Below are 22,734 nucleotides of genomic sequence, written 5' to 3'. Positions count from 1 at the left end.
AGGAGAGCATGATGCGCCTGACCTGCCCGAATTGTGCAGCCGAATACGAAGTGCCGGAGGATGTGATCCCTGCGGAAGGGCGGGATGTGCAATGTTCCGACTGCGGCCAGACCTGGTTCCAGGCCGCCGCTGCGGAAACGGCGGCTGCCCCGCCGGCAGAGGACGCCGCCGCCCCGGCTGAGGCCGCAGAAGAGCCGGAGCAGCACGCTGCGGCCGCAGCCCCGCGGCAGGCCGCTGAAGAAGCCGCCGACGATGCCGCGGAACCTGCCTCAGAGCGCAGCGGCATCGAAGATGAGGCGGCAGACTTTTTCGCAGGCAGCCGCGCAGACACTCCGGACGGTTTTGCGCAGGACGCAGCCGAGGACACACCGCCTCAGCAGGCCGAACCGCAGCCGCAGCGCGCGCGCGCACTTGATCCGGCCCTGAGCGGCATCCTGCGCGAGGAGGCCGAGCGCGAAGCCTCGCTGCGGGCGGCAGAAAGCCAAAGCCTGGAGACCCAGCCCGACCTGGGGCTGGAGGAGGCCATCGCCCCCGAAGACGAGACCGCCCGCCGCAGCCGTCAGGCCCGCGACCGGATGGCCCGCATCCGCGGCGAGGATCCGCGCCAGCTGGCCGCCGCCGAGAGCGGCTCCCGCAAGGAGCTGCTGCCGGACATCGAAGAGATCAACTCCACCCTGCGCTCTGCCGGCAGCGGCGCGCCGGCCCAGTATGCGGCCACGGAAGAGCTGCCGTTGCGGCGCAAGAACAATTTTGCCCGCGGCTTTTCCCTGTCGCTGATTGCGGCGCTGGTGATGGTGATTGTCTATGACAATGCCAGCCTGATTGCCGAGAAACTGCCGCAGGCGGAGCCCGCGCTCAGCGGCTATGTCAGTCGGGTGGATCAGATGCGGCTGTGGCTGGATGCGCAGGTGAAAACCCTGACAGCCGCGCAGTAACGCAGCCGGCCTCTCACATACCCCTCTTGAACTGACAGCTTTTCCGGCGCGCCCGCCCGGCTCTCAGAACCGGTCCAGCAGCCGCTGCAGATAGCTGCGCTCGCGCTCGGTGCGCTCGCGCTCGCCGGCCCGGCGGCGGATATCCTCCAGCAGGTCCCAGGCCCGGCGGTAGGCGTTGCCCTCGCCAACCTTGCCGCCGTCATCGACCGAGCCGTTGCTGCGGCCCAGCGGGTCCAGCCGGTCGCCCTGCGCCGTGGACGACGGCTGCCCCTGGCCGTTGCGCTGGCCGTCGTCACGCTGGGCCAGCGCCTCGCCCAGGCTGCGCATCCCTTCCCGCAGCGCCTCCATGGCGTCCGACTGGCGGTCGATGGCTTCGGCATTGTCGCCGCCGCGCAGCGCGTCCTCGGCGCCCTCCATGGCGCGGCCAGCACGGTCCAGTGCCTCGCGCGCGGCCTCTCCGGCCTCGCCGCTCAGATACGGCAGCCCGTCGCGCTGCTGCTGCAGCTGCTGGCGCAAGGCCTGCTGACGGTCCGCCAGCGAGCCGCCCTGCCCCGGCTGCTCGCGGCCGCTGCCGCCCTGGCCGCCCTGTCCATCCGGGTTGCGGCTGTCCGCCCCCTCGCCGCCTTCGCCCGCGCCGCTGTCGCCGCCCTGGCCGCCCTGGTGGCTCTGGCCGCGGCCCAGGCCGCCGTCACGGCCCTCGTTGCCCTGGCTCTCGCCGCTGCGGGCGCCGGGGTTGAACTGTTCCTGGAGGTCGCGGAAGGCCTGATCCGACAGGCCTTGCTGCTCGCGCAGGGTCTCCGCCAGCCCCTCCATCGCCTCGCGGCCCTGATCGCCCTGCCCCTGGCCCTGCTGCGAGCGGGTCATCCGCATGTTTTCCATCATCTGCTGGAATTCGCGCAGCGCCTGCTCGGCCTCGGCCATGCGGCCCTGCTCCATCAGTTCCTGGATGCGGTCCATCATCGCCTGCAGGTCATCCTGGCTGAGTGTCATCATGTCCTCGGGCATGTCGCCTGGGTCCATCATCTCGCCATTGGATTCCGCCATCCGGCTCAGCTGGCGCAGATAATCCTGAGTCGCCTCGCGAAGCTCCTGCATCAGGCGGGCGATCTCCTGCTCGCTGGCGCCGTCGCGCATCGCCTGGCTCAGCCGCTCCTGCGCCCGGCGCATCCGCTCCAGCGCATCGCCCACGTCGCCCTCTTCCAGCTGCATCGCCAGATCCCACAGCGCGGCGGCGATCTCTGCCTGCCGCGGTTCGGGAATGGAGCCCTGCACGGTGTAGCTTTCCAGCCGCCGCAGGATGGTACGCAGCCGCAGGTAATCGCCATAATCGCGGAACAGCCCGTCCGGACGGTGCGACAGGGTGCGCAGGATCTGCGCCACCCGCACCGCATTGGCACGCGCCCACAGCAGGTCGCGGCGCTGTTCGATCACTGCCGCCGCCAGCGGGTCAAAGAACCGGCGGGTCAGCAGCTCGGCGCCAAACCCCGCAGCGGCGGAGGACTGGCCCGACTCATCCATGGCGGACAGGGTGAAGACCACCGGCAGGTTGGCCCAGGGATGGCGGGCAAAATCCTCGATCAGCTTTTCGGTGAAGTCCTCGCGCGAGCCGGACAGGGGCAGCGGCAGGTCTAGCACCAGCGCCTCGCGCGGGTCGGGGTCGGCGGCCAGCCCGTGCTGCCGCTCCACCGCGGCCAGATCCAGGCTGATCCGCACCTGCCCGCCGGCGACGCCGTAATCATCCCGGGCGCTGAAGGCGAGCGAGGTGAAGCCGTCAGTCTCCAGCTCCGGCTGGCCGGCCACCGCGATGCCGGGCGGATGATCCGGGATCACCTCCACCTGCCAGTTGCGCCCGCCGTTCCCCTCAATGGAAAAGCCGCCGTTGCGGGTCACATCGAAGGCCATTGCGCCCTCCGGCGCCGGCGGCTGCTCCGCGGCTGGGTCAGAGATGCCTTCCGACAGCGTCAGCGCCCCGGCTTCACCATAGAACCGCAGGGTGACACGGCTGCCTTCGGGCAGTTTCAGCACCCCTTCGGGCTGATCGTTCAGGTAGAGCACCGGCAGGCGGGTATAGGCGGGCGGATCCGCCCAGCCCTCCCAGGCCGGACCGCTCAGGGCCGCCGGGCCGCCGGTGCCCAGATCCCTGACCGAGGCCACCTGCCAGATCGAGCCGAACAGGAGCGCAACCGCCAGAAACAGCATCGCCAAGTAGCGCAGCGCATAGGGGTCGGCGGACGCGACGTTCAGGTCGGGCGCAGGGGCGCGGGCCTGCGCGGCGGCAGCGGCCATCCGGCGCTGGTGCGCCTGCCACAACGCGACGGAGGCGGCGTCCTCAGCGCCAATTGCCTGGGTGTCCAGCAGGGCGCTGACCGGACGGCCCGGCAAGGCCGCGTCCAGCCGCTCCAGCGCCGCGGCCCGGCTCGGCCAGCGGAACCGCCAGGCGCCCCAGCCGCAGGCGGCCGCGGCGGCAACTACAGCCGCAATCGCACCCGTCCAGACCACGCTGTCCGGCAGCAGCTGATGCAGCCCCAGCATCAGCGCCGCCAGCGCCGCCATCAGCACCGAAACCAGCGGCCAGAAGGCGCGCACCGCGCGTTCCGCCACAAGCCCCGCCTGCGTCAAAGCCACAGGCCAGCGCAGTTTCCTCAGGACCGGATCGGCACGTCTGTCAAAGGGCATTCGGGCCTCATGCTGTGATGGCCCGCGCCGGATCGCGTCCGGACCGCTTCAGAGCCACTCCGGGATGGTATCGCGGTTTATCATCTCTTCATAGTCCGGCCGCCGGCGAATAACCGCGAATTGATCCCCGTGCACCAGCACTTCAGGGATCAGCGGGCGGGAGTTGTACTCGCTCGCCATCACCGCGCCATAGGCGCCGGCACTGCGGAAGGAGACCAGATCACCACCAGACAGCGGCGGCAGATCGCGCTGCTTGGCAAAGGTGTCGCCGGTCTCGCACACCGGGCCGACGATGTCATAGGGCCGGCTTTCTGTGCCTGCCTCGGGTTCTTGAACCGGGATGATGTCGTGATGCGCCTCATACATCGCCGGGCGGATCAGGTCGTTCATCGCCGCATCCAGGATCAGGAAATCGCGCCCCTCGCCCGACTTCACATAGATCACTTTCGACACCAGCTGGCCCGCGTTGCCCGCGATCAGGCGGCCCGGCTCGATCTCGATTTCGCAGCCGAGGTGGCCAAGCGTTTCCTTGACCATCTGGCCGTATTCCACCGGCAAGGGCGGGGCGGAGTTCGAGCGCTCGTAAGGAATGCCCAGGCCGCCGCCGAGATCGAGGCGGCGGATGTCGTGGCCGTCGGCGCGCAGGGCGTCCGTCAGCTCCGCCACCTTCTGGTAGGCCAGACGGAACGGCTCCAGATCGGTCAGCTGCGAGCCGATGTGGACGTCGATCCCCACCACCTCCAGCCCGGGCAGCGCAGCGGCGCGGGCATAGACCTCGCGGGCGCGGGCAATCGGGATGCCGAACTTGTTCTCGGATTTGCCGGTGGCGATTTTGGCGTGGGTCTTGGCATCCACATCCGGGTTCACCCGGATGGTGATCGGGGCCTTGGTGCCCAGCGCCTCAGCCACGGCGCTGATCACCTCCATCTCGGGCTCGGATTCCACGTTGAACTGGCGGATGCCGCCAGTGATGGCCACGCGGATTTCCTCTGCCGTCTTGCCGACGCCGGAAAACACGATCCTGTCGCCCGGCACGCCCGCCGCCCTGGCCCGCAGGTATTCGCCCTGGCTGACCACATCCATGCCCGCGCCGGCCTGCGCCAGCGTCTTCAGGATCGCCTGATTGCTGGCGGCTTTCATCGCGAAACAGACCAGATGATCGGTGCCCTCCAGCGCCTCGTCGAACAGGCGGAAATGGCGCAAGAGAGTGGCGGTGGAATAGACATAGAACGGGGTGCCCACCGCCGCGGCGATCTCGGAGATGGGAACGTCTTCGGCGAAAAGCGCGCCGTCGCGGTAGAGAAAATGGTCCATGGCCCAGCGTTTAGGGCAAAAGGGGCAGATGGATCAAATGATTCCGCCCAGCCCTCCGGCGTCCAGCCAGCGGCCGCGCCGGGATTTTTGAGTATTTGGAAGAAAGATGAAACGAGGGCGCCGCGCCTTCATCTTTCCCCAAATACTCACTGCGCAACCGCGGCCCCCGGGTGCCGCGGCCCCGGGGGTTGCGCCCCCTGCGCACGCTGCCCTCACCCGATCTTAAGCGGTATGCGGCATTCTTTTCCCTGATCGCGGTCACTGCCGGGCCTGACACCCCCGGCATCCTGGAACAGGGCCCCTTGGCACGGGCACGCAAAGACGACGTTCAGCGTGCGGGAGAAACCCTCCCGTCCCGCCTCCGCCCCTTGGCGGCGCCGCCATTCCTTACGTCTGACAGCTGCCGAACCGGCAGCAGATCAGGACAGGCAGAACAAGACTGGCAGATCAAGCCAAGCAGATCAGGACTGGCAGAACAGCAACACAGCAAAGCGCACCCGCCACGGCCGGCTGGCCGGACGGGCAAAAGCCGTGCGCCTAGAAGCTATGAGACACCCCAACCCGGGCCGAGCCGGACACTTTCACACCGGGTTTGGCAGGCGCACTGGACTTGGCGGTGTCATGCTGTTGCGGCCGCCCCGCTGCCGGCGCCCCGGTCTCGCAGGCTGCAAGTGCAAGCAATGCCGCAAACATAACAACAGGCTTCATCGCGCAATCTCCAAAGAAAAACCGCCCCGGCTGTTGCAGAGGGGCGGTTCTCAGATGGTGGCTGAGCGGTTGCGCATCAAGGGCGCGGCACCGCTAGAACCCCAGATAGACGCTGACCGGCCCCTTATGCAGCCCGACCGCGCCGCCGACATGCACGCTTCCGCCGCTTCCGACACCAACGCCGGCGTTCAGCGTCGGCTGCACCGGCTCGCCGTCGACGCCGCAGGCGGCCAGCGCCGCCAGCCCGATCAGGGCAAAGATCGCATTACGCATTGTCTGCCTCCTTGCAGCAGCCCGGCCCGGACGGCCTCAGCCGCCCAGAATCTCTCTCCAGCGGGCGATCTGGGCGCGCACCTGGGCGGGGGCGGTACCGCCATAAGACATGCGCGAGTTTACCGAATTCTCAACGCCAAGCACAGTGAAGATGTCGTCGGTGATCCCTTCGTGCACACCCTGCATATCCGCCAGCGAAAGATCCGGCAGGTCGCAGCCGCGGCTTTCGGCCATCGCGACCAGCGTGCCGGTCACGTGGTGGGCATCGCGGAACGGTACTTTCAGCACCCGCACCAGCCAGTCGGCGAGGTCGGTGGCGGTGGAGAAGCCGGAGCCTGCCGCGGCGGCCAGCGACTCGCGGTTGCCGGTCATGTCTTTGACCATGCCTTCCATCGCTGCCAGCGCCAGCATCCAGTTGTCGGCGGCATCAAACACCTGTTCCTTGTCTTCTTGCATGTCCTTGGAATAGGCCAGCGGCAGCCCCTTCATCACCATCATCAGCGCTGTGTTGGCGCCGAAGATCCGGCCCACCTTGGCGCGGATCAGTTCAGCCGCATCCGGGTTCTTTTTCTGCGGCATGATCGACGAGCCGGTGGAGAAACGGTCGGAGAGCGTCACGAAACGGAACTGGGCGGAGGACCAGATCACAAGCTCCTCGGCAAAGCGCGACAGATGCACCGCGCTGATCGAGGCGCAGGACAGGAACTCCAGCGCGAAGTCGCGGTCGGACACCGCATCCAGCGAGTTGGCGGCCGGGCGGTCGAAGCCCAGCGCCTTGGCTGTCATCTCCCGGTCGATCGGGAAGGAGGTGCCGGCCAGCGCCGCCGCGCCCAGCGGCGATTCGTTCATCCGGGCGCGGGCGTCGCGCACCCGGCTGAGGTCGCGGCCGAACATCTCCACATAGGCCATCATGTGGTGGCCCCAGGTCACCGGCTGCGCGGTCTGCAGGTGGGTGAACCCCGGCATCACCCAATCGGCGCCGGCCTCCGCCTGCGACAGAAGCGCGCGGATCAGCGCCAAGAGGCCCGATTCCGCCGCGTCCAGCTGGTCGCGCACCCAGAGTTTGAAATCGGTCGCCACCTGGTCATTGCGCGACCGGCCCGTGTGCAGACGGCCCGCAGGCTCGCCGATGATTTCCTTCAGGCGGGCCTCCACATTCATGTGGATGTCTTCCAGAGCGGTGGAAAACTGGAAGGTTCCGCCCTCGATCTCTGACAAAACGGTGAGCAGCCCTTCCCGAATGGCCTCGGCATCATTATCCGTAATGACGCCTGTGGCGGCCAACATCGCCGCATGGGCCCTGGAGCCGGCAATGTCCTGCGCCGCCATCCGCTTGTCGAACCCGATCGAGGCATTGATTGCCTCCATGATCGCGTCCGGGCCAGCGGCAAAGCGGCCGCCCCACATCTGGTTCGAGGATTGATCTGTCATGGTGTGGAACCCCGGAGATAATATGCGTCTGTTTCGTCAGCTTTCCCTTTATATGGCCCTCGCCTTGGGTGCAAATGCCGCTGTTGCGGCGGATCAGGCGCAGCTGGAGGCTCTGCGCGACGGCTCGATGAAGAAGCTGGTGGTGCATGCCGAGCCGCGCGATGTGTCCGCGGCCGCGTTTGACCTGGCCGACGGCGCGGGCACCGCGACCCTGGCCGACTACAGGGGCAAGATCGTGCTCTTGAACTTCTGGGCCACCTGGTGCGCCCCCTGCCGCAAGGAGATGCCGCAGCTGGAAGAACTGCAGCAGGAGTTCGGCGGCGAGGATTTCCAGGTGCTGACCATCGCCACCGGGCGCAACTCGCCCGCGGGCATCCAGAAATTCTTTGATGAAAACGGCATCAACAGCCTGCCCCGCCACCAGGACCCGAAACAGGCGCTGGCCCGTGAAATGGCGGTGATCGGCCTGCCGATCACGGTGCTGCTGGACCGCGACGGTAAGGAGGCCGCGCGGCTTTTGGGTGATGCCGAATGGAACTCCGAGAGCGCCAAGCAGATCATCGCGGCGATGATCGCTGATCCGGAAGGCAGCTGAGCGAAGCACCCGGGACGCTTGGGCTGAGGGCTGGCCGGCGCTGCAAACGAGAGAGTTTCTTTGCCGCGCCGCCGCTCACCCCGTGGCCCTGACCCAGCAGAGATTCGCACTATTTCACTCCTGAGGGACGCCCCGGTAAGGCGCCCGCGTTTAGGGTGGAGCGTAATATGAAACCTGTTGTGTTACTGATCGGCAAGCTGCCGAATGTGATCGGCAATGTGGCTGAACAGCTGGACCATCTGCCGATCCAATGGCTGGGCGCGCATGACCAGCCCGAAGTGGTGCGCCAGCTGGAAACCGAGCCGCGCATCGAATGCGTGATCATGGGCGCAGGCCTGGACGACCAGATCCGCGGCGATCTGATCGGCATCATTGCCGCCCTCCGGCCGGACGTCTGCATCCACCTCAAGGACCGCGCCTCCGGGCCGGAAGGGCTGGTGCCCTTTGTCGAGCGGGTAGTGCAGATGGAGGTTCTGGCCCGCCCGCGCAGCACCGCAATGGCGGGATAGCGGCAGCCGGGCTTGACCCCACGCCACCTTTGACAGCCTTCCGGCAGGCCGCCAGTCTACCCGCGGGAGGACGTGATGCCGCTGGAACTGCTGCTGGCCCTGGTCGTGGGCGGGATATCCGGAATTGCCGTGCTGCTGCACTTGGCGGGGCGGTCCCGGCAGGCCGTTCTGACCGCCGGCAGCGCCCGCTCCGCCTGGCTGCGCCATTTTCCCAACGACTGCGTTACCAAGGTTCTGCCCGCCGCCAGCGGGCAGGCGGCGCTGGTGCTGACCGAGGGCGGCCCCGGGCTGCTCTGGGCCTTTGGCGCCGATACGGTGGGCCGCCCTCTGGCCGCGGCCCGGGTTCGCGAAACCGCCAGCGGGCTGCGGTTTGAGTTCAACGACTTTTCCGCCCCCGGCCTCTCCCTGTCCTTGCCAGACGACGAGCGCCGGCAGTGGCTGGAGCTGATCAACACCCCGGCGGAGGCTGCATGACCGGACAGATTTCCTTTCCCGACGTGACTCAGCTGGCGGTGCCGTTTTTAATCGCCGCGATCCTGGCCGAGTTCCTGTGGATCGCCCTCAAAAAGCGCGGCGGGCGGTATGAGACCCGCGATGCTGTCACCTCGCTGATTATGGGCGCGGGCAGCGTCGCCGAGGGGCTGCTGCTGGGCTTCATCGCCTGGGCGCTGCTGATGTTCCTGTGGGAGCTGACGCCGCTGGACATGGGCACCTCGCTCTGGGCGGTGCTGGCCTGTTTCGTGCTGGACGACCTGCGCTATTACTGGGTGCACCGCCTGGGCCACCGGGTGCGCTGGGTCTGGGCCTCCCACGTGAACCACCACTCCAGCCAGCACTACAACCTGACCACCGCGCTGCGGCAGACCTGGACCGGCACTTTCACCTTCATGATGGTGGTGAAGGCGCCGATGGTTCTCTTGGGATTTCACCCGGCGCTGGTGCTGTTCTGCGGCGGTCTGAACCTGATCTACCAGTTCTGGATCCACACCGAGGCGGTTGGCCGCCTGCCGCGCTGGTTCGAGGCGGTGATGAACACCCCCAGCCACCACCGCGCCCACCATGGCCGCAATCCGCGCTATCTGGATTGCAACTATGCCGGGGTGTTCATCATCTGGGACAAGCTGTTTGGCACCTTCGTGCCCGAACAGGACCACGACCGGCCCGATTACGGGCTGGTGCACAACATCGCCAGCTTCAACCCGCTGCGCGTGGCTTTTCATGAATGGGCAGGCATCTTCAAGGACATGGCCCGGCCCGGCCTGACCCTGAAACAACGGCTGCTCTATGCCTTTGCGCCGCCCGGCTACAGCCATGACGGCAGCCGCGAGACCTCTGCCGGGATCAAGGCCGCCCACTTGGCCCGCCACCCCGAAGATGCGGGCACTCCTGGCTTTGGCGGCTGAGCCGGACCTGGGCCAGCAGCCCGAAAGCTCAAATTTGAACTTTAATCCCGGCTCAACCCTTTTGCGCGACGCTGCCCGGAGCATCATACTGTGTCACATCTTAGCCGGAACAAGGCCCCAGCAGCACATGAACGATAGAATCGAGATGGCAGATCTGCCCGAAGGCTCCGATAACCCGCTGAGCGCGGCCGTGGCCGGCCGCGACCGGACTACGCTGGATATGGTTGGCGAAGCGGTCCGCCATGGCCAGACCGTCTTGGCCTATCAGCCCATCATGCAGGCGATGGCGCCGCATGGCGTCGCCTTTTACGAGGGCTACATCCGGGTGCTGGACCCGACCGGCCGGGTGATTCCCGCGCGGGAATTCATGCATGTGGTCGAGGATAAGGAAATCGGCCGCGAGATGGACTGCCTGGCGCTGCAGCACGGCTTGCGCGCGCTGGAGAAATTCCCGCAGATCCGCCTCTCCGTCAACATGTCCGCCCGCTCCATCGGTTATCAGCGCTGGACGCAGGTGCTGCACCGGTTTCTGAGAGGCGACGCCACGCTGGGCGAACGCCTGGTGCTGGAACTGACCGAGGCTTCGGTCATGGCCGCGCCGGAGCTGGTGCTGGATTTCATGGGCCGGATGCAGCAGCACGGGATTGCCTTTGCGCTCGACAACTTCGGCGCCGGCACAACGGCGATCGGCCATTTCCGCCAGTTCTTCTTTGACGCGGTAAAGATCGACGGCCAGTTCGTGCGCGGCATCCACGCCAGCCATGACAATCAGTCGGTTGTGCGGGCCCTGATCGGCATTGCCAAACAGTTCGACATGTTCACCGTCGCCGAGTCGGTGGAAAGCCAGGAAGATGCCGCCTTTCTGGTGGAGAACGGGGTGGATTGCCTGCAGGGCTACCTGTACGGCGCGCCGTCAGTGTCGCCGCCCTGGATCGAGGACATGAAGCAGCGCCAGCAGGCCGGATAAGAACAGGGGCGCGCACAGGTCCCGCCCGCTGACGCCCTGCCAGCGGAATACGCTCCGCTGCCCGGCGCACGCGCGCGGCTCCCGGGGGCTGGGCGGCAGCATTCGTTCTGACCGCCGCATCCGTCAGCGGCCGGCCCCGGCATGCCGCGCCGGTCCAGCGGCCTCCAAGCGTTTACTCGACTCAACCTTGCCTTGTGCCACGAGCCAGGCCGGATGCCGATCGAAGGCGGGCCGCGGTCCTTCACGCCGCCTCCTCTGCGGCCCTCCGCGCCGGATGCCGGCGGTGCCGCAGCGCAAATCACCCCGGCCGCAGACCGGCTGCCCCCGCGTTAGCGCGTTGTCTTTGCAGCCGCTTTCCAGCCCGCCCCGCGCCGCGGTCCGGCGCCCGGGTCCGCGGCCCCGCAGCCCCCCGCCCCGGCGCTGACGGAAATCCTCCGGCAGAGGACGTTTCTGGCGGTTGACTCTTGCGCTCTGACTGGGACACCCTGTCAATTGCTGCACGTGCAGCAATAGATTATGCCGGGACCCGGAGGATACGGGAAAGATTGTTGCGCAGGCACGGCCCGGCCGTTTGCGCGGCGCTTTTCCGAAGACCAAAATGATGGCAGAGGACCAGAAATCAATGACCAATGTTGTAATCGCATCGGCCGCACGCACCGCCGTCGGCTCCTTTGGCGGCGCGTTCGCTAATACCCCTGCCCATGATCTGGGCGCCGCGGTGCTGGAAGCCGTGGTGGAGCGGGCCGGTGTCGACAAATCCGAAGTTTCGGAAACCATTCTGGGCCAAGTGCTGACCGCCGCCCAGGGCCAGAACCCGGCCCGCCAGGCGCATATCAATGCGGGCCTGCCCAAGGAAAGCGCCGCCTGGGGCATCAACCAGGTCTGCGGCTCCGGCCTGCGCGCCGTGGCCCTTGGGGCGCAGCACATCCAGCTGGGCGATGCATCCATCGTGGCGGCCGGCGGCCAGGAGAACATGACCCTCAGCCCCCATGCCGCGCATCTGCGCGCGGGCCATAAGATGGGCGACATGCAATACATCGACACGATGATCCGCGACGGCCTGTGGGACGCCTTCAACGGCTACCATATGGGCCAGACCGCCGAAAACGTGGCCGAGCAGTGGCAGATCTCCCGCGACATGCAGGACGAGTTTGCTGTCGCCTCGCAAAACAAGGCCGAAGCGGCTCAGAAGGCAGGCAAGTTCGCCGATGAGATCGCTGCCTTCACCGTGAAGACCCGCAAGGGCGAAACCGTAGTGGACCAGGACGAATACATCCGCCACGGCGCCACCATGGAAGCGATGCAGAAGCTGCGCCCGGCCTTCACCAGGGACGGCTCGGTCACTGCGGCCAACGCTTCCGGCCTGAACGACGGCGCCGCTGCCACCCTGCTCATGAGCGCTGACGAGGCCGAACGCCGCGGCATCGAGCCGCTGGCCCGCATCGCCTCCTACGCCACCGCCGGGCTGGATCCGGCGATCATGGGCGTCGGCCCGGTCTATGCCTCCCGCAAGGCGCTGGAGAAGGCCGGCTGGTCGGTCAATGACCTGGATCTGGTCGAAGCCAACGAAGCCTTTGCCGCCCAGGCCTGCGCGGTGAACAAGGACATGGGCTGGGATCCGGCGATCGTGAACGTGAACGGCGGCGCCATTGCCATCGGCCACCCGATCGGCGCCTCGGGCTGCCGGGTTCTGAACACGCTTCTGTTCGAAATGAAGCGCCGCGGTGCCAAGAAAGGCCTGGCCACGCTGTGCATCGGCGGCGGCATGGGCGTTGCCATGTGCGTGGAGCGCCCGTAAGTGGCGCAAATCCGCTGATATCGCAGGGCGCCCTTTCGGGGCGCCCTTTTTCTTTTACAATTCAGCGGTATTCCGCGGGTGCGACAATTTAATTGCGGCAATGCAGAAATTTCATGACGCAATAATGTTGCGCCCGCATAAGCAAAACTGTAGCAAGATTACCAAAGCAAAAACTCATCTGGAGGATTCTTGAATGGCACGTACTGCACTCGTCACCGGCGGTTCCCGCGGCATCGGCGCAGCAATTTCCCAGGCGCTGAAGGCGCAGGGCTGCAATGTGGCCGCGACCTATGCCGGCAATGACGAAGCCGCGGCGAAATTCACCGACGAAACCGGCATCAAGACCTACAAATGGAATGTTGGCAGCTACGAGGAAAGCGCCGCCGGCATCGCCAAGGTCGAAGAGGAAATGGGCCCGATCGACATCGTTGTGGCCAACGCCGGCATCACCCGCGACGCGCCCTTCCACAAGATGACGCCGCAGCAGTGGCAGGAAGTGATCGACACCAACCTGACAGGCGTGTTCAACACCGTTCACCCGGTCTGGCCGGGCATGCGCGAGCGCAAGTTCGGCCGCGTCATCGTGATCTCCTCAATCAACGGCCAGAAGGGCCAGTTCGCGCAGGTGAACTATGCCGCGACCAAGGCAGGCGACCTGGGCATCGTGAAATCGCTGGCGCAGGAAGGCGCCCGCGCCGGCATCACCGCCAACGCGGTCTGCCCCGGCTATATCGCCACCGAAATGGTGATGGCAGTGCCGGAGAAGGTGCGGGAATCGATCATTGCCCAGATCCCGGCCGGCCGCCTGGGCGAGCCGGAAGAGATCGCCCGCTGCGTGGCCTTCCTGGCGTCTGACGAGTCGGGCTTCATCAACGGCTCGACCATCTCCGCCAACGGCGCGCAGTTCTTCGTCTGACACGCTGAACCGATGACAGCCCGCACCCCGCCCCGGCGGGGTGCGGGCCCCTGCTTAGGCGGCGGCAACTGCCTTGAACCGCAACTGGTTGCGGGCGCGAAAAGCACTATCCTCATACGTGCAGCAAGGAGGGAGTGCAGATCATGCAATTCGTGATGTCTAACCGGCGCGCCGGCAAATTCCAGGACGCCGAAAAGACCGCCTCGCGCGCGGCGCTGGCCGAGGCGCTGACGGTGCTGCCCGCCACCGCCCATATCCGCTCTGAATCCCGCCCGGCCGATGATCTGGCCCGGCGCAGTGTGATCCTCGAAGGCACCCCGGCCGAGATGATTGCGCTGGATGCGGCCACCTCCAGCGACGTGATCGTCGAGCCGCTGATCCTGCACGAGCGCGAGGGCGCGCTCTCTATGTTCAAACACGCCCGGGTGCCGCTGGCGGGGCTGATGCGGGCCGCGCCCGCAGGCGCCGCGCCGCTGGAGTTCCATGTGCGCGGCGGCGGCGCGCCGCTGGCGCAGGCCACCGTCATTTTGTTCCTGCGGCGCCTGGATGGCGAGGTGATGCGGGAGGAGGCCCGCACCGGGGCAGACGGGGTCGCCGCCTTCCCGAGCAACCTGGCCTTTCAGCCCCTGGCCGCCATCGTCAAACCCTATGCAGGTTTCTGGGCGCGATGGGCGCAAGTCTCGGGGCAGAAGACCACGGTGGTCTGCAGCAAGCTGCCGGGCAACCGGCGGCTGGACTGGTGGCATCACGCCAGCGGCATCAGCAGTTTCGCGCCGGACGCAGGCGCAGGCATCAGGGTAGGCGTCATCGACACCGGGCTGGGCCCGCATCCGCATCTTCAGGGCACCGATCATGGCGCCTTTATCCTCGGCATCCACGACCCCGATGGCGGGGCGGATGCGGATGTGCATGGCACCCATGTGGCCGGCACCATCGCCGGGCGCCCGGGGGAGGTGCTGGTGCATGGCGGCATCGCGCCCGGCGTTGAGCTGCACACGGCCCGGGTGTTCCCGCCCGGCGAAGGCGCCGCGAATATCGACATTGCCGATGCAATCGACAGCCTCAGCCGCGCGGGCGCGGATCTGATCAACCTGTCGCTGGGCGCGCCGGTCAAATCCGAGGTGGTCCAGGATGCGGTGCAGGACGCCGCCGAGCGCGGCACGCTGTGCCTGTGCGCCGCCGCCAATTCCTTTGAGTTCGTGCATTTCCCCGCCGCCCTGCCGGAAACCGCCGCGGTTTCCGCCGCGGGCAAGCTGGGCACCGCGCCGGAGGACTCCGTTTCCGGCGGCCAGTTGCCGGATCAGCCGGAGCTGTTCGGCCTTGACGGGTTCTACTTCGCCCGCTTCTCCTGCTTCGGACCGGAAATCGACGCCATCGCGCCGGGGGTCGGCATCATCGCGCCGGTCCCGGCCCGGCACGGGCTCGCCGCGCCTTATGCGGCGCTCGACGGCACCTCGATGGCGACACCGGTGGCCTGCGGCGTGCTGGCGCGGGTGCTGGCGGAAGATGCGTCTTACCTTGCGATGCCGCGCAATATCTTCCGCAGCGACCTCGCCCGCCACCGGCTGCGCGAAATTTGCAGGACGATCGGTCTTGCTGCCATATATGAAGGGCACGGAATGCCCCGAAGCTGAAGCGGAGGCCGGGCCGATGGCCGATTATGTGATTGCGGTAAAGCGCACGATGCGGGAGGAGCTGCCGCAGAACTGGCAGAGCCAGCTGGAAGACATTGACGGGCTCACGCTGCTCAGCCCGCCTGCCCGGGAGCGGGTGCTGGTGTCTGCCAGCCCGGACGCCTTGCGCCATCTGGACGCGCAGCTGGGCCGCTACCTCAGGATCGAACCGCTGATCCGCCACCAGACCTCCCGCTGAAGCGGCTCGTGGCAGAAACGGCAAGGGCCAGCCCCGCAAGGCCGACCCTCTTCCTATCCCGTAAGAACCTTTTCTCGAATTAGAGCGCGCTCAGGCCCAGCGGGAAACCTTGGGGCGGAGGGCGGGCACCGGCTTCTTGCCCAACAGCCATGTCCAGGCCAGTTTCAGCACCTGACCGCGTTCGGCGTGGGCGCGGGCCATGGCAGACCTCACGGCGGCATCAGCAGAATATTCCAGCATCTTCGGCCTCCTTTCGGATCAGTATCCTTTGCCTGCATCCAATATGAGGGTATGTCCGGAAACGCACAAACGAGACTTTTCCAGCGTTCAGTTAAGGTATACTTATGTGATCATGTCTGACCGCCTGCCCCCCCTCACCGCCCTGCGCGCCTTTGATGCCGCGGCCCGCCACATGTCCTTTGCCAAGGCAGCGGAGGAGCTGAACGTAACCCCTGCGGCGCTGTCGTTTCAGATCAAATCGCTGGAGGAGCATCTGGGCCAGCCGCTGTTCCGGCGCCTGAACCGCGCCGTGGAGCTGACCGAGGCGGGGGAGACGCTGGCCCCCGGCGCCGCCGAGGGTTTCCGGGCGCTGGGCCAAGCCTGGCAGAGCACCCGGCGGCTGCTGGATGAGACCACGCTGACGGTAACCGCCGGGCCTGCGCTGACGGCGAAATGGCTGGCGCCGCGGCTGTTCGAATTCGCCCGCAGCCATCCGGAGATCGAGCTGCGGCTGTCGGCCTCGCTCAAGGTGGTGGACCTGCGCCGCGGCGGTGTGGATGTGGCGATCCGCTTTGGCGTCTCCGACGATGCCGGGCTGGCGTCCTACGGCACGCGCCCCGACTGGCTGACACCTGTGATGACGCCGGAGATGCACGCGCAGTTTCCGACCCCGGAGTCGCTGCGCCGCGCGCCGCTGATCTTCGACGATTCCCTCAGCACCGTTGCGCCGGGCTGCGACTGGCCTGCGTGGTTTCAGGCAGTGGGCGTGGAATTCGCCCCTGGCACCGGCACCCATTTTTCGGCACCAGATCACGCCATTGACGCCGCTTGCGCGGGCCTGGGCGTGGCGCTGGGGCGGCGGCCGCTGATCATCAAGGACGTCCGGGAGGGGCGGCTGGTGGCGCCGTTCAAGGTGGCGATCCAGACCGATGCGCGGTTCCGCTTCCTGTGCCTGCCGGAAGCCAGGGACCGGCCGCAGATCGTAGCCTTCCGCGACTGGTTCTTTGCGGAAATCGAAAAAACCGCGCATATGTGGGGCGATTTCGACATTATCCCTGTTCAGGATTTGCAACCCCAATGACCAAGACCCGCGCAACCGCCATTGGCTTCATCGCTGTTTTGCTGTGGGCGCTGCTGGCGCTGCTGACCGTCGGCTCGGAACCTGCCCCGCCGCTGCTGCTGAACGCGCTGTGCTTCACCATCGGCGGCACCCTGGGGATCATCTGGACCGCAGCGTCGGGCAAGCTGGGCCAGCTGCGCCACGTGCCGGTCAGGGTCTACATCTTCGGCACCCTGGGGCTGTTCGGCTATCACGCGCTGTATTTCTCGGCGCTGCGGCTGGCGCCCGCCGCGGAGGCCGGGCTGATCGCCTATCTGTGGCCCCTGCTGATCGTGCTGCTGTCCGGCCTGCTGCCCGGCGAGCAGCTGAAAGCGGGGCATCTGATCGGCGCCGGCTTGGGCTTTGCCGGGGCGGCGACCATCATTTCCGGCGGCGGCGGCGGGTTTGAGGCGCAGTATCTGCCGGGCTACGGGCTGGCGCTGCTGTGCGCGCTCACCTGGTCCGGCTATTCGGTGCTGTCGCGGCTGGTGGGCGGCGCGCCGACCAGTTCGGTCGCGGTGTTCTGCCTGGCGACCGCCGTGGCCTCCTGGGGGCTGCATTTTATGCTGGAGGAGACGGTGTGGCCCGCAGGCACGCTGGGCTGGGTGTCGACCCTGCTGCTGGGGCTCGGCCCCGTGGGGCTGGCGTTCTACGTGTGGGACATTGGCGTCAAGCAGGGCGATATCCAGATGCTTGGCACCAGCTCCTATGCGGCGCCGCTTTTGTCAACGCTGATCCTGGTGCTGGCGGGAATTGCCGCGGCCTCCTGGGGGCTGGCGCTGGCGGCGGCGCTGATCACCGGCGGCGCGCTGACTGCCGCCCGGGCCAGCACCGGTGCCGCAAAGCCCCGCAAATAAAAAGAGGGCCGCCGCAACCGGGCAGGCCCTCCAAACCTCATGCCGGGCAAGGCCCCGGCAAGCCCCCTCAGACCGCTTCGGCCGTCAGGCGCTCAATCTCTTCCTTCAGTTTGAGCTTCTGCTTTTTCATCGCTGCAATCTGCAGCCCGTCGGTACTGGGTGACCGTTGGGCCTGTTCCACTTCCATGCTCAGGTGCTCGTGCTTCTTCTTAAGTTCGGTCAGATGCGAGCTGAGGCTCATGGCAACCCTCCTTCTTTGAGCTAGATGTGTTTGACGAATATGAGTGGAGCACAAGTTCCCGCATCTGTCACGCTGCAGCCGCAGTATTTTTGTCATGAAATTTTCATATCGGCTATGCGCCGCGCATTTTGCCGCAGACGCCGGCGCATAGCAGCAGAAACCCGCGGATCTGGATTCGCCAAAGGTTGAAACCAGCCGGCCGCGCCCCTAAGTTTGCGCCGCTGGGAAACAGCGTCTCAGCCCGGCCAGGGCAAGGCGGCGCCGTCGCGCAGAACCGCGCGGATTTCCGGCCGGTAGCTCTCGCCATCGCGTTCGTGCCGGTCGCCTTCATGCAGAATCAGCGGTGCATGCAGCCGGAAGCCGGCCCGCCCGCCCTTGCGCGCGCGCAGGATCACCAGTTCCGCCGCGCGGGCCTGGCGCGGGGCCAGCGGCAGAACCTCCAGCGAGCCAAGCACACCGGAGCAGCCCGCCAGCATGTCCGGCAGCCGGTCGGCGCGCTGGATCATGTGCAGATAACCCTTGGGCGCGAGGCGGCGGGCGGCGGCACCGATCCAGTCCGCCAGCGGCGTGCCCTCCCCCAAGGCAATCTTGCGGCCCGTGTCGCGGGCCTGGCTGTGGGCGCCGGCCCTGTAATAGGGCGGATTGGCGATGACGTGATGAAACTGGCGCTGCTTCAGCGCCTCCGGCAGCGCGGCGAGATCGGCCTCATAGACATCAATCGCCTGCCCGCTGGCGGCAGCATTGCGGCGGGCGAGGTCCGCATAAGGCGCTTGCAGCTCCACCCCTGCCAGGGCCAGCCCCGGCACCCGTGCCGCCAGGCACAGCAGCGCCTGGCCGGCACCGCAGCCCAGCTCCAGCACCGCCTCTCCGGCCCGCGCGGGGACCGCCGCCGCCAGCAGCACCGGATCCACCCCGGCGCGGTAGCCGCGGGCGGGCTGCCACAGCTGCACCCTGCCGCCGAGAAAGCCGTTGCGGGTCAGCTCGTCTTCGCGGAAGCCGCTCATCTGCCCAGCGGGATTTCATTGTCGCGCATCACCACCACGGCGGCGTCGTAATCCTCGGCGCGAACCATCAGACGGCGCGGGAAAATTCCGATCCCGCCTTCCAGGACGCTCATATTTACGTCCATTTGAAAGCAGTCTATATCCTCTCCCTCAAGGAGGGCGGAGGCAAAGGCGATGATCGTCGGATCGGTGCTGCGCAGAAGCTCTTTCATGGATTTGGATCTAAGGGCAAGGCCCGCGCCTTGTCGAGCCTTGCAAGCGGGAAAGTGATGGACCAAGTGATGACCCGGAAGCCGCATGAGATGCTGGCCGCCACGCTGAGCCAGGAGTTGGAGGCGGTGAATGCGCTGATCCGCACCCGGATGGCCTCCGAACACGCCCCGCGGATCCCTGAGGTGACCGCGCATCTGGTCGAGGCGGGCGGCAAGCGGCTGCGGCCGATGCTGACGCTGGCGGCGGCGCGGCTCTGCGGTTACGAGGGCGACCATCACCTGAAGCTGGCCGCCACGGTGGAGTTCATCCACACCGCCACCCTGCTGCATGACGACGTGGTCGACGAAAGCGCCCAGCGGCGCGGGCGGCCCACTGCAAACCTGCTCTGGGACAACAAGAGTTCTGTCCTGGTGGGCGACTACCTGTTTGCCCGCAGCTTCCAACTGATGGTCGAAACCGGCTCCCTGCGGGTGCTGGACATCCTCGCCAACGCCTCCGCCACCATCGCCGAGGGCGAAGTGCTGCAGATGACCGCGGCGTCGAACCTGAAGACCGATGAAGGCATCTATTTGCAGGTGGTGCGCGGCAAGACCGCGGCGCTGTTCTCGGCCGCGACCGAGGTGGGCGGTGTGATTGCCGGCGCGCCGGAGGCACAGGTGAAAGCGCTGTTTGAGTATGGCGATGCGCTGGGGATTGCCTTCCAGATTGCCGATGACCTGCTGGACTACCAGGGCGACAGCAAGGCGACCGGCAAGAACGTCGGCGACGACTTCCGCGAGCGCAAGCTGACCCTGCCGGTGATCAAGGCGGTGGCGCATGCGACGGACGAGGAGCGCGCCTTCTGGACCCGCACTATCGAGAAAGGCAAGCAGCAGGACGGCGATCTGGAAGAGGCGCTGGCGCTGATGGCGAAATACGGCACGCTGGAGGCCACGCGGCAGGATGCGCTGGGGTGGGCGGCCAAGGCCCGCGCGGCGCTGGAGGTGCTGCCCGATCACGAGATCCGCACCATGCTGAGCGACCTGGCCGATTACGTGGTGGCGCGGCTGAACTGATGCCCGGAGGGGCTTTGCCCCTCGCGCCTGCGGCGCTCACCCCAGAGTATTTTTGCAAAGATGAAAAGGCGAGCCCGCGGCGCGCAATACCCCGGAGCGCCCTTACCGGCGGCGGAGTGCGCCCGTCAAGTCAGGGTGACCGCGCTGCACCACCAGTCGGGATGCTCCGCCCCGATTTCATAGGCCGCCATGTGGGCGGCCTTTTTCGTGGGATAGAGCGCAAAGCAGGTGGCACCGGAGCCGGACATGCGCGCGAGCAAGGCCTGGCGGGAGCTGCGCAGATCCGATAGCACCCGTTCGATGTCCGGCGCGGCGGTGATGGCCGGGGCTTCCAGATCGTTGCGCTGTTCGCCAAGCCAGGCGGCGCAGTCTTCGGCAGAGGTGAAGGACGGGATGTCTGACGGCTTCGGCGGGTTGTCACGCGAGGCAAGCGCGGAGAAGACCGCGCCAGTGGGCACATGCACGCCCGGATTGACCAAGAGCGCGTGCAGTTCCGGCAGCGCCACCCGCGTGACCTGCTCGCCGATCCCCTGCATCCGTGACGCCCGCGCCGCCATGCAGACCGGCACATCGGCGCCAAGCGACAGCGGCAGGTCTTCGGGGATACCGGTGCCCTGCCCGGCCAGTGCGCGCAGGACGGCAGCGGCATCCGATGACCCGCCGCCGATGCCGGCGCCGTGCGGCAGCTGCTTGTCCAGGCTGATGCGCCCGGTCCAGCCCGCCCCGGCAGCGGCTTGCCACACCAGGTTGCGCTGATCCGCTGGCACGCCGTCCGCAAACAGGCCGGAGACCTCCAGCGCCAGCTCCGGGCCGGGGTCAAGCCGCAGCCGGTCGCCGGTGTCCGCAAAGACCACCAGCGAATCCAGCAGGTGATAGCCGTCCGCGCGGCGGCCGGTCACATGCAGGGTCAGGTTGATCTTGGCAGGCGCAAAGACCTCAGCCGCCATTGGCGACCTTCAGGGGTTCTGCGCCCTCTTCGGCCAGCACCGCGTCCAGGCCGATGTCCAGCTTGCGGCGGATGCGCTCAGGGTCGGCCTCGCCGTCGGTGTCTTCCGGGTCGATGAAGGAGAGGGCGCGCTTCCACTGGAACTCTGCCTCGCGCGCGCGTCCCACGGCCCAGTAGACATCGCCCAGATGGTCATTCACCACCGGGTCCACCGGCATCAGTTCCACCGCACGCTCCATATGCGCCACCGCCTCGTCAAAGCGGCCCAGGCGGTACAGCACCCAGCCAAGGGAGTCGACGATATAACCGGAGTCGGGCCGCGCGGCGACCGCGCGCTCGATCATGTTGAGCGCCTCATCCAGCTTGCTGCGCTTTTCCACCAGCGAGTAGCCCAGGTAGTTCAGCACCTGCGGCCGGTCCGGCTCCAGCGCCAGAGAGGCACGGAAGTCCGCCTCCGCCTGCTCCCACTGGTTCAGCCGCTCGTGGCAGATGCCGCGGGCATACAGCAGGAACCAGCGGCTGCCGTCATCCTCCGGCGTGTTTGCCAGCGCCTTGTCATAGGCCCGGGCCGCCCCTGCATAGTCCTCCTGCTGGCGTAACAGGTCGCCGAGGCTGACGTAGACGCCGGGCTGGTCCGGAAATTGCCGCGCCAGCTGCTCCAGCACCTCGATCGCCGCATCCGGCTTGGCCGCGCGGCGCAGTGCCTCGGCGCGCCCCAGTTCCGCGGCGTGGTAATCCGGATGGCTGCGCGGCACCTGCTTGTAAGTCGCCACCGACAGCTCGTAACGGCCCAGCTGGTCCAGCAGACTGGCGCTCAGCAAAATGGCGTCCACGTGGTCGGGCCGCACCGACGCCGCCATGCGGGCATACATCAGCACGTAATCATTGGCGGTATCGCCATTCAGCGCCGCCCCCAGGGTAAAGAAGACCTCGGCAATGCCTTCGCGCGGGCCCGGCGCGATGGTGTAGGCCAAGGTCTTGCCGTCCTGCAGCTGCGCATCCAGCGCTTCCAGCCCGGGGTCGAGGCGGCTGCCGAAAGCCGCCTCCAGCGTCTCGCGGGCCTCTTCGTTGCGGCCCAGCTGCGACAGGATCTGCACCCGCGCCACCGCGGCGCGGCGGCTGAGGCTGGCCAGGCGCCCGTCCTCGGCGGCGAACAGCGCCTCGGCGCCGCCGTAATCGCCGGCGGAGGCCAGCGCCAGCGCCCGGTGATAAAGCACGAAAGGCTTCAGGCTGCTGTCCTTGGCCATCCGGTCAAACGTCTTGAGCGCGCTGGACACCGACCCGGTGCCGATATGCGCCCAGCCTTCCAGCAGCCCGTCCACCAGCGGGTGGATTGCCTCGCGTTCGAGATCGCGCTCCAGCAGCGCCTGGAAATTCCCGCCGGAAGCATGACCGCCGGCAATGACGATGCTGGCCACCTGGCTGCGCGCGCCGATCTGGCGCAGGCGCTCCGCCACCGGCACGGCGAGTTCCGCCTTGCCCATGGCGAGCTGGGCAAACACCACGTTTTCCATCAGCAGCGGATTTTGCGGGTCGCGCGCCAGCGCCTGGGTGTAATAAAGCGCCGCCGCGGCAAAGTCGCTGTCATAGGTCGCGGCGCGCCCGGCCAGGTAGGATCCTGCCAGCCCCTCTGCCTGCACGGCAGGGGCGGCGGCGGCCATCAGGGCCGCACAGGTCAAGCTGCGAAGAATGGATACGGGCAC

The 22,734-nt window shown here is 67.2% G+C and carries 23 protein-coding genes; 13 read left to right on the top strand and 10 right to left on the bottom strand.

Annotation, left to right across the window (positions count from 1 at the left end):
• Nucleotides 1–11: 11 nt before the first annotated feature.
• A complete protein-coding gene (locus PHA8399_RS05545) occupies nt 12–935 on the top strand; it encodes a zinc-ribbon domain-containing protein (RefSeq protein WP_058285175.1) in 924 nt (307 codons plus the stop codon).
• A 63-nt stretch (nt 936–998) separates the two neighbouring features.
• Here the strand turns inward: PHA8399_RS05545 and PHA8399_RS05540 are convergent, their stop codons facing one another.
• From PHA8399_RS05540 to argH, 4 genes are all read right to left on the bottom strand, one after another.
• Complete coding sequence (locus PHA8399_RS05540) at nt 999–3,611, bottom strand: TIGR02302 family protein (RefSeq protein ID WP_058285174.1); 2,613 nt, start codon at nt 3,609–3,611, stop codon at nt 999–1,001.
• A 48-nt stretch (nt 3,612–3,659) separates the two neighbouring features.
• A complete protein-coding gene (lysA, locus tag PHA8399_RS05535) occupies nt 3,660–4,925 on the bottom strand; it encodes a diaminopimelate decarboxylase (RefSeq protein WP_058285173.1) in 1,266 nt (421 codons plus the stop codon).
• Nucleotides 4,926–5,726: 801 nt separating this feature from the next.
• Nucleotides 5,727–5,906 carry a hypothetical protein gene (locus PHA8399_RS05530; RefSeq protein WP_058285172.1) on the bottom strand — a complete coding sequence of 60 codons (180 nt, stop codon included), beginning with the start codon at nt 5,904–5,906 and terminating at the stop codon, nt 5,727–5,729.
• Between the two features lie 36 nt (nt 5,907–5,942).
• Entirely contained in the window at nt 5,943–7,337 is a 1,395-nt protein-coding gene (gene argH, locus PHA8399_RS05525; RefSeq protein WP_208856265.1) for an argininosuccinate lyase, read from the bottom strand.
• A 22-nt stretch (nt 7,338–7,359) separates the two neighbouring features.
• Between argH and PHA8399_RS05520 the strand changes: the two genes are divergently transcribed.
• The 9 genes from PHA8399_RS05520 (at nt 7,360) to PHA8399_RS05480 (ending at nt 15,397) form a co-directional block, all read left to right on the top strand.
• Complete coding sequence (locus PHA8399_RS05520) at nt 7,360–7,932, top strand: TlpA disulfide reductase family protein (protein WP_244270157.1); 573 nt, start codon at nt 7,360–7,362, stop codon at nt 7,930–7,932.
• Nucleotides 7,933–8,099: 167 nt separating this feature from the next.
• Nucleotides 8,100–8,441 (top strand): hypothetical protein, encoded by a 342-nt coding sequence (locus tag PHA8399_RS05515; protein WP_058285170.1) that lies wholly within the window; start codon nt 8,100–8,102, stop codon nt 8,439–8,441.
• Nucleotides 8,442–8,516: 75 nt separating this feature from the next.
• Nucleotides 8,517–8,915 (top strand): hypothetical protein, encoded by a 399-nt coding sequence (locus PHA8399_RS05510; protein WP_058285169.1) that lies wholly within the window; start codon nt 8,517–8,519, stop codon nt 8,913–8,915.
• Nucleotides 8,912–9,844: a sterol desaturase family protein gene (locus tag PHA8399_RS05505; RefSeq protein ID WP_058285168.1), complete on the top strand. Its 933-nt coding sequence runs from the start codon at nt 8,912–8,914 to the stop codon at nt 9,842–9,844. The genes PHA8399_RS05510 and PHA8399_RS05505 overlap by 4 nt, the downstream gene beginning before the upstream one ends.
• Before the next feature lie 127 nt (nt 9,845–9,971).
• Nucleotides 9,972–10,811 (top strand): EAL domain-containing protein, encoded by an 840-nt coding sequence (locus tag PHA8399_RS05500; RefSeq protein ID WP_058285167.1) that lies wholly within the window; start codon nt 9,972–9,974, stop codon nt 10,809–10,811.
• 622 nt (nt 10,812–11,433) lie between these two features.
• Nucleotides 11,434–12,609, top strand: coding sequence for an acetyl-CoA C-acetyltransferase (locus PHA8399_RS05495; RefSeq protein ID WP_058285254.1), 1,176 nt, complete (start codon nt 11,434–11,436; stop codon nt 12,607–12,609).
• Nucleotides 12,610–12,802: 193 nt separating this feature from the next.
• The gene (gene phbB, locus PHA8399_RS05490) at nt 12,803–13,525 is read left to right on the top strand and encodes an acetoacetyl-CoA reductase (protein WP_058285166.1); all 723 of its coding nucleotides are present in this window, start codon (nt 12,803–12,805) and stop codon (nt 13,523–13,525) included.
• 143 nt (nt 13,526–13,668) lie between these two features.
• Nucleotides 13,669–15,159 (top strand): S8 family peptidase, encoded by a 1,491-nt coding sequence (locus PHA8399_RS05485; protein WP_145976974.1) that lies wholly within the window; start codon nt 13,669–13,671, stop codon nt 15,157–15,159.
• On the top strand, nt 15,131–15,397 hold the full coding sequence (locus PHA8399_RS05480) for a hypothetical protein (protein ID WP_058285164.1): 267 nt from the start codon (nt 15,131–15,133) through the stop codon (nt 15,395–15,397). The genes PHA8399_RS05485 and PHA8399_RS05480 overlap by 29 nt, the downstream gene beginning before the upstream one ends.
• Before the next feature lie 90 nt (nt 15,398–15,487).
• On the opposite strand, the gene PHA8399_RS22630 is transcribed toward PHA8399_RS05480, so the two are convergent.
• On the bottom strand, nt 15,488–15,637 hold the full coding sequence (locus tag PHA8399_RS22630; protein ID WP_167592825.1) for a hypothetical protein: 150 nt from the start codon (nt 15,635–15,637) through the stop codon (nt 15,488–15,490).
• A 112-nt stretch (nt 15,638–15,749) separates the two neighbouring features.
• Between PHA8399_RS22630 and PHA8399_RS05475 the strand changes: the two genes are divergently transcribed.
• Together PHA8399_RS05475 and yddG are read left to right on the top strand one after the other, a co-directional pair.
• Complete coding sequence (locus PHA8399_RS05475; RefSeq protein ID WP_058285163.1) at nt 15,750–16,697, top strand: transcriptional regulator GcvA; 948 nt, start codon at nt 15,750–15,752, stop codon at nt 16,695–16,697.
• Nucleotides 16,694–17,572: an aromatic amino acid exporter YddG gene (gene yddG, locus PHA8399_RS05470; RefSeq protein WP_058285162.1), complete on the top strand. Its 879-nt coding sequence runs from the start codon at nt 16,694–16,696 to the stop codon at nt 17,570–17,572. Before PHA8399_RS05475 ends, yddG begins: the two co-directional genes overlap by 4 nt.
• 67 nt (nt 17,573–17,639) lie before the next feature.
• Here the strand turns inward: yddG and PHA8399_RS21840 are convergent, their stop codons facing one another.
• From PHA8399_RS21840 to PHA8399_RS05460, 3 genes are all read right to left on the bottom strand, one after another.
• Nucleotides 17,640–17,813 carry a YdcH family protein gene (locus PHA8399_RS21840; RefSeq protein ID WP_008557220.1) on the bottom strand — a complete coding sequence of 58 codons (174 nt, stop codon included), beginning with the start codon at nt 17,811–17,813 and terminating at the stop codon, nt 17,640–17,642.
• Nucleotides 17,814–18,049: 236 nt separating this feature from the next.
• A complete protein-coding gene (locus tag PHA8399_RS05465; protein WP_058285161.1) occupies nt 18,050–18,817 on the bottom strand; it encodes a tRNA1(Val) (adenine(37)-N6)-methyltransferase in 768 nt (255 codons plus the stop codon).
• Nucleotides 18,814–19,029 carry a putative signal transducing protein gene (locus tag PHA8399_RS05460; RefSeq protein WP_027244615.1) on the bottom strand — a complete coding sequence of 72 codons (216 nt, stop codon included), beginning with the start codon at nt 19,027–19,029 and terminating at the stop codon, nt 18,814–18,816. Before PHA8399_RS05460 ends, PHA8399_RS05465 begins: the two co-directional genes overlap by 4 nt.
• 57 nt (nt 19,030–19,086) lie before the next feature.
• On the opposite strand from PHA8399_RS05460, the gene PHA8399_RS05455 reads away from it, so the two are divergent.
• Nucleotides 19,087–20,085 (top strand): polyprenyl synthetase family protein, encoded by a 999-nt coding sequence (locus PHA8399_RS05455; protein ID WP_058285160.1) that lies wholly within the window; start codon nt 19,087–19,089, stop codon nt 20,083–20,085.
• A gap of 125 nt (nt 20,086–20,210) precedes the next feature.
• Here the strand turns inward: PHA8399_RS05455 and PHA8399_RS05450 are convergent, their stop codons facing one another.
• Nucleotides 20,211–21,032, bottom strand: coding sequence for a 4-(cytidine 5'-diphospho)-2-C-methyl-D-erythritol kinase (locus tag PHA8399_RS05450; RefSeq protein ID WP_058285159.1), 822 nt, complete (start codon nt 21,030–21,032; stop codon nt 20,211–20,213).
• The gene (locus PHA8399_RS05445) at nt 21,022–22,734 is read right to left on the bottom strand and encodes a tetratricopeptide repeat protein (RefSeq protein WP_058285158.1); all 1,713 of its coding nucleotides are present in this window, start codon (nt 22,732–22,734) and stop codon (nt 21,022–21,024) included. Before PHA8399_RS05445 ends, PHA8399_RS05450 begins: the two co-directional genes overlap by 11 nt.

The sequence above is a fragment of the Leisingera aquaemixtae genome, from assembly GCF_001458395.1.
GTDB lineage: Bacteria > Pseudomonadota > Alphaproteobacteria > Rhodobacterales > Rhodobacteraceae > Leisingera > Leisingera aquaemixtae.
The sequence above is the reverse complement of the archived record's forward strand: the minus strand, read 5'-3'. Positions and strand labels throughout refer to the sequence as shown.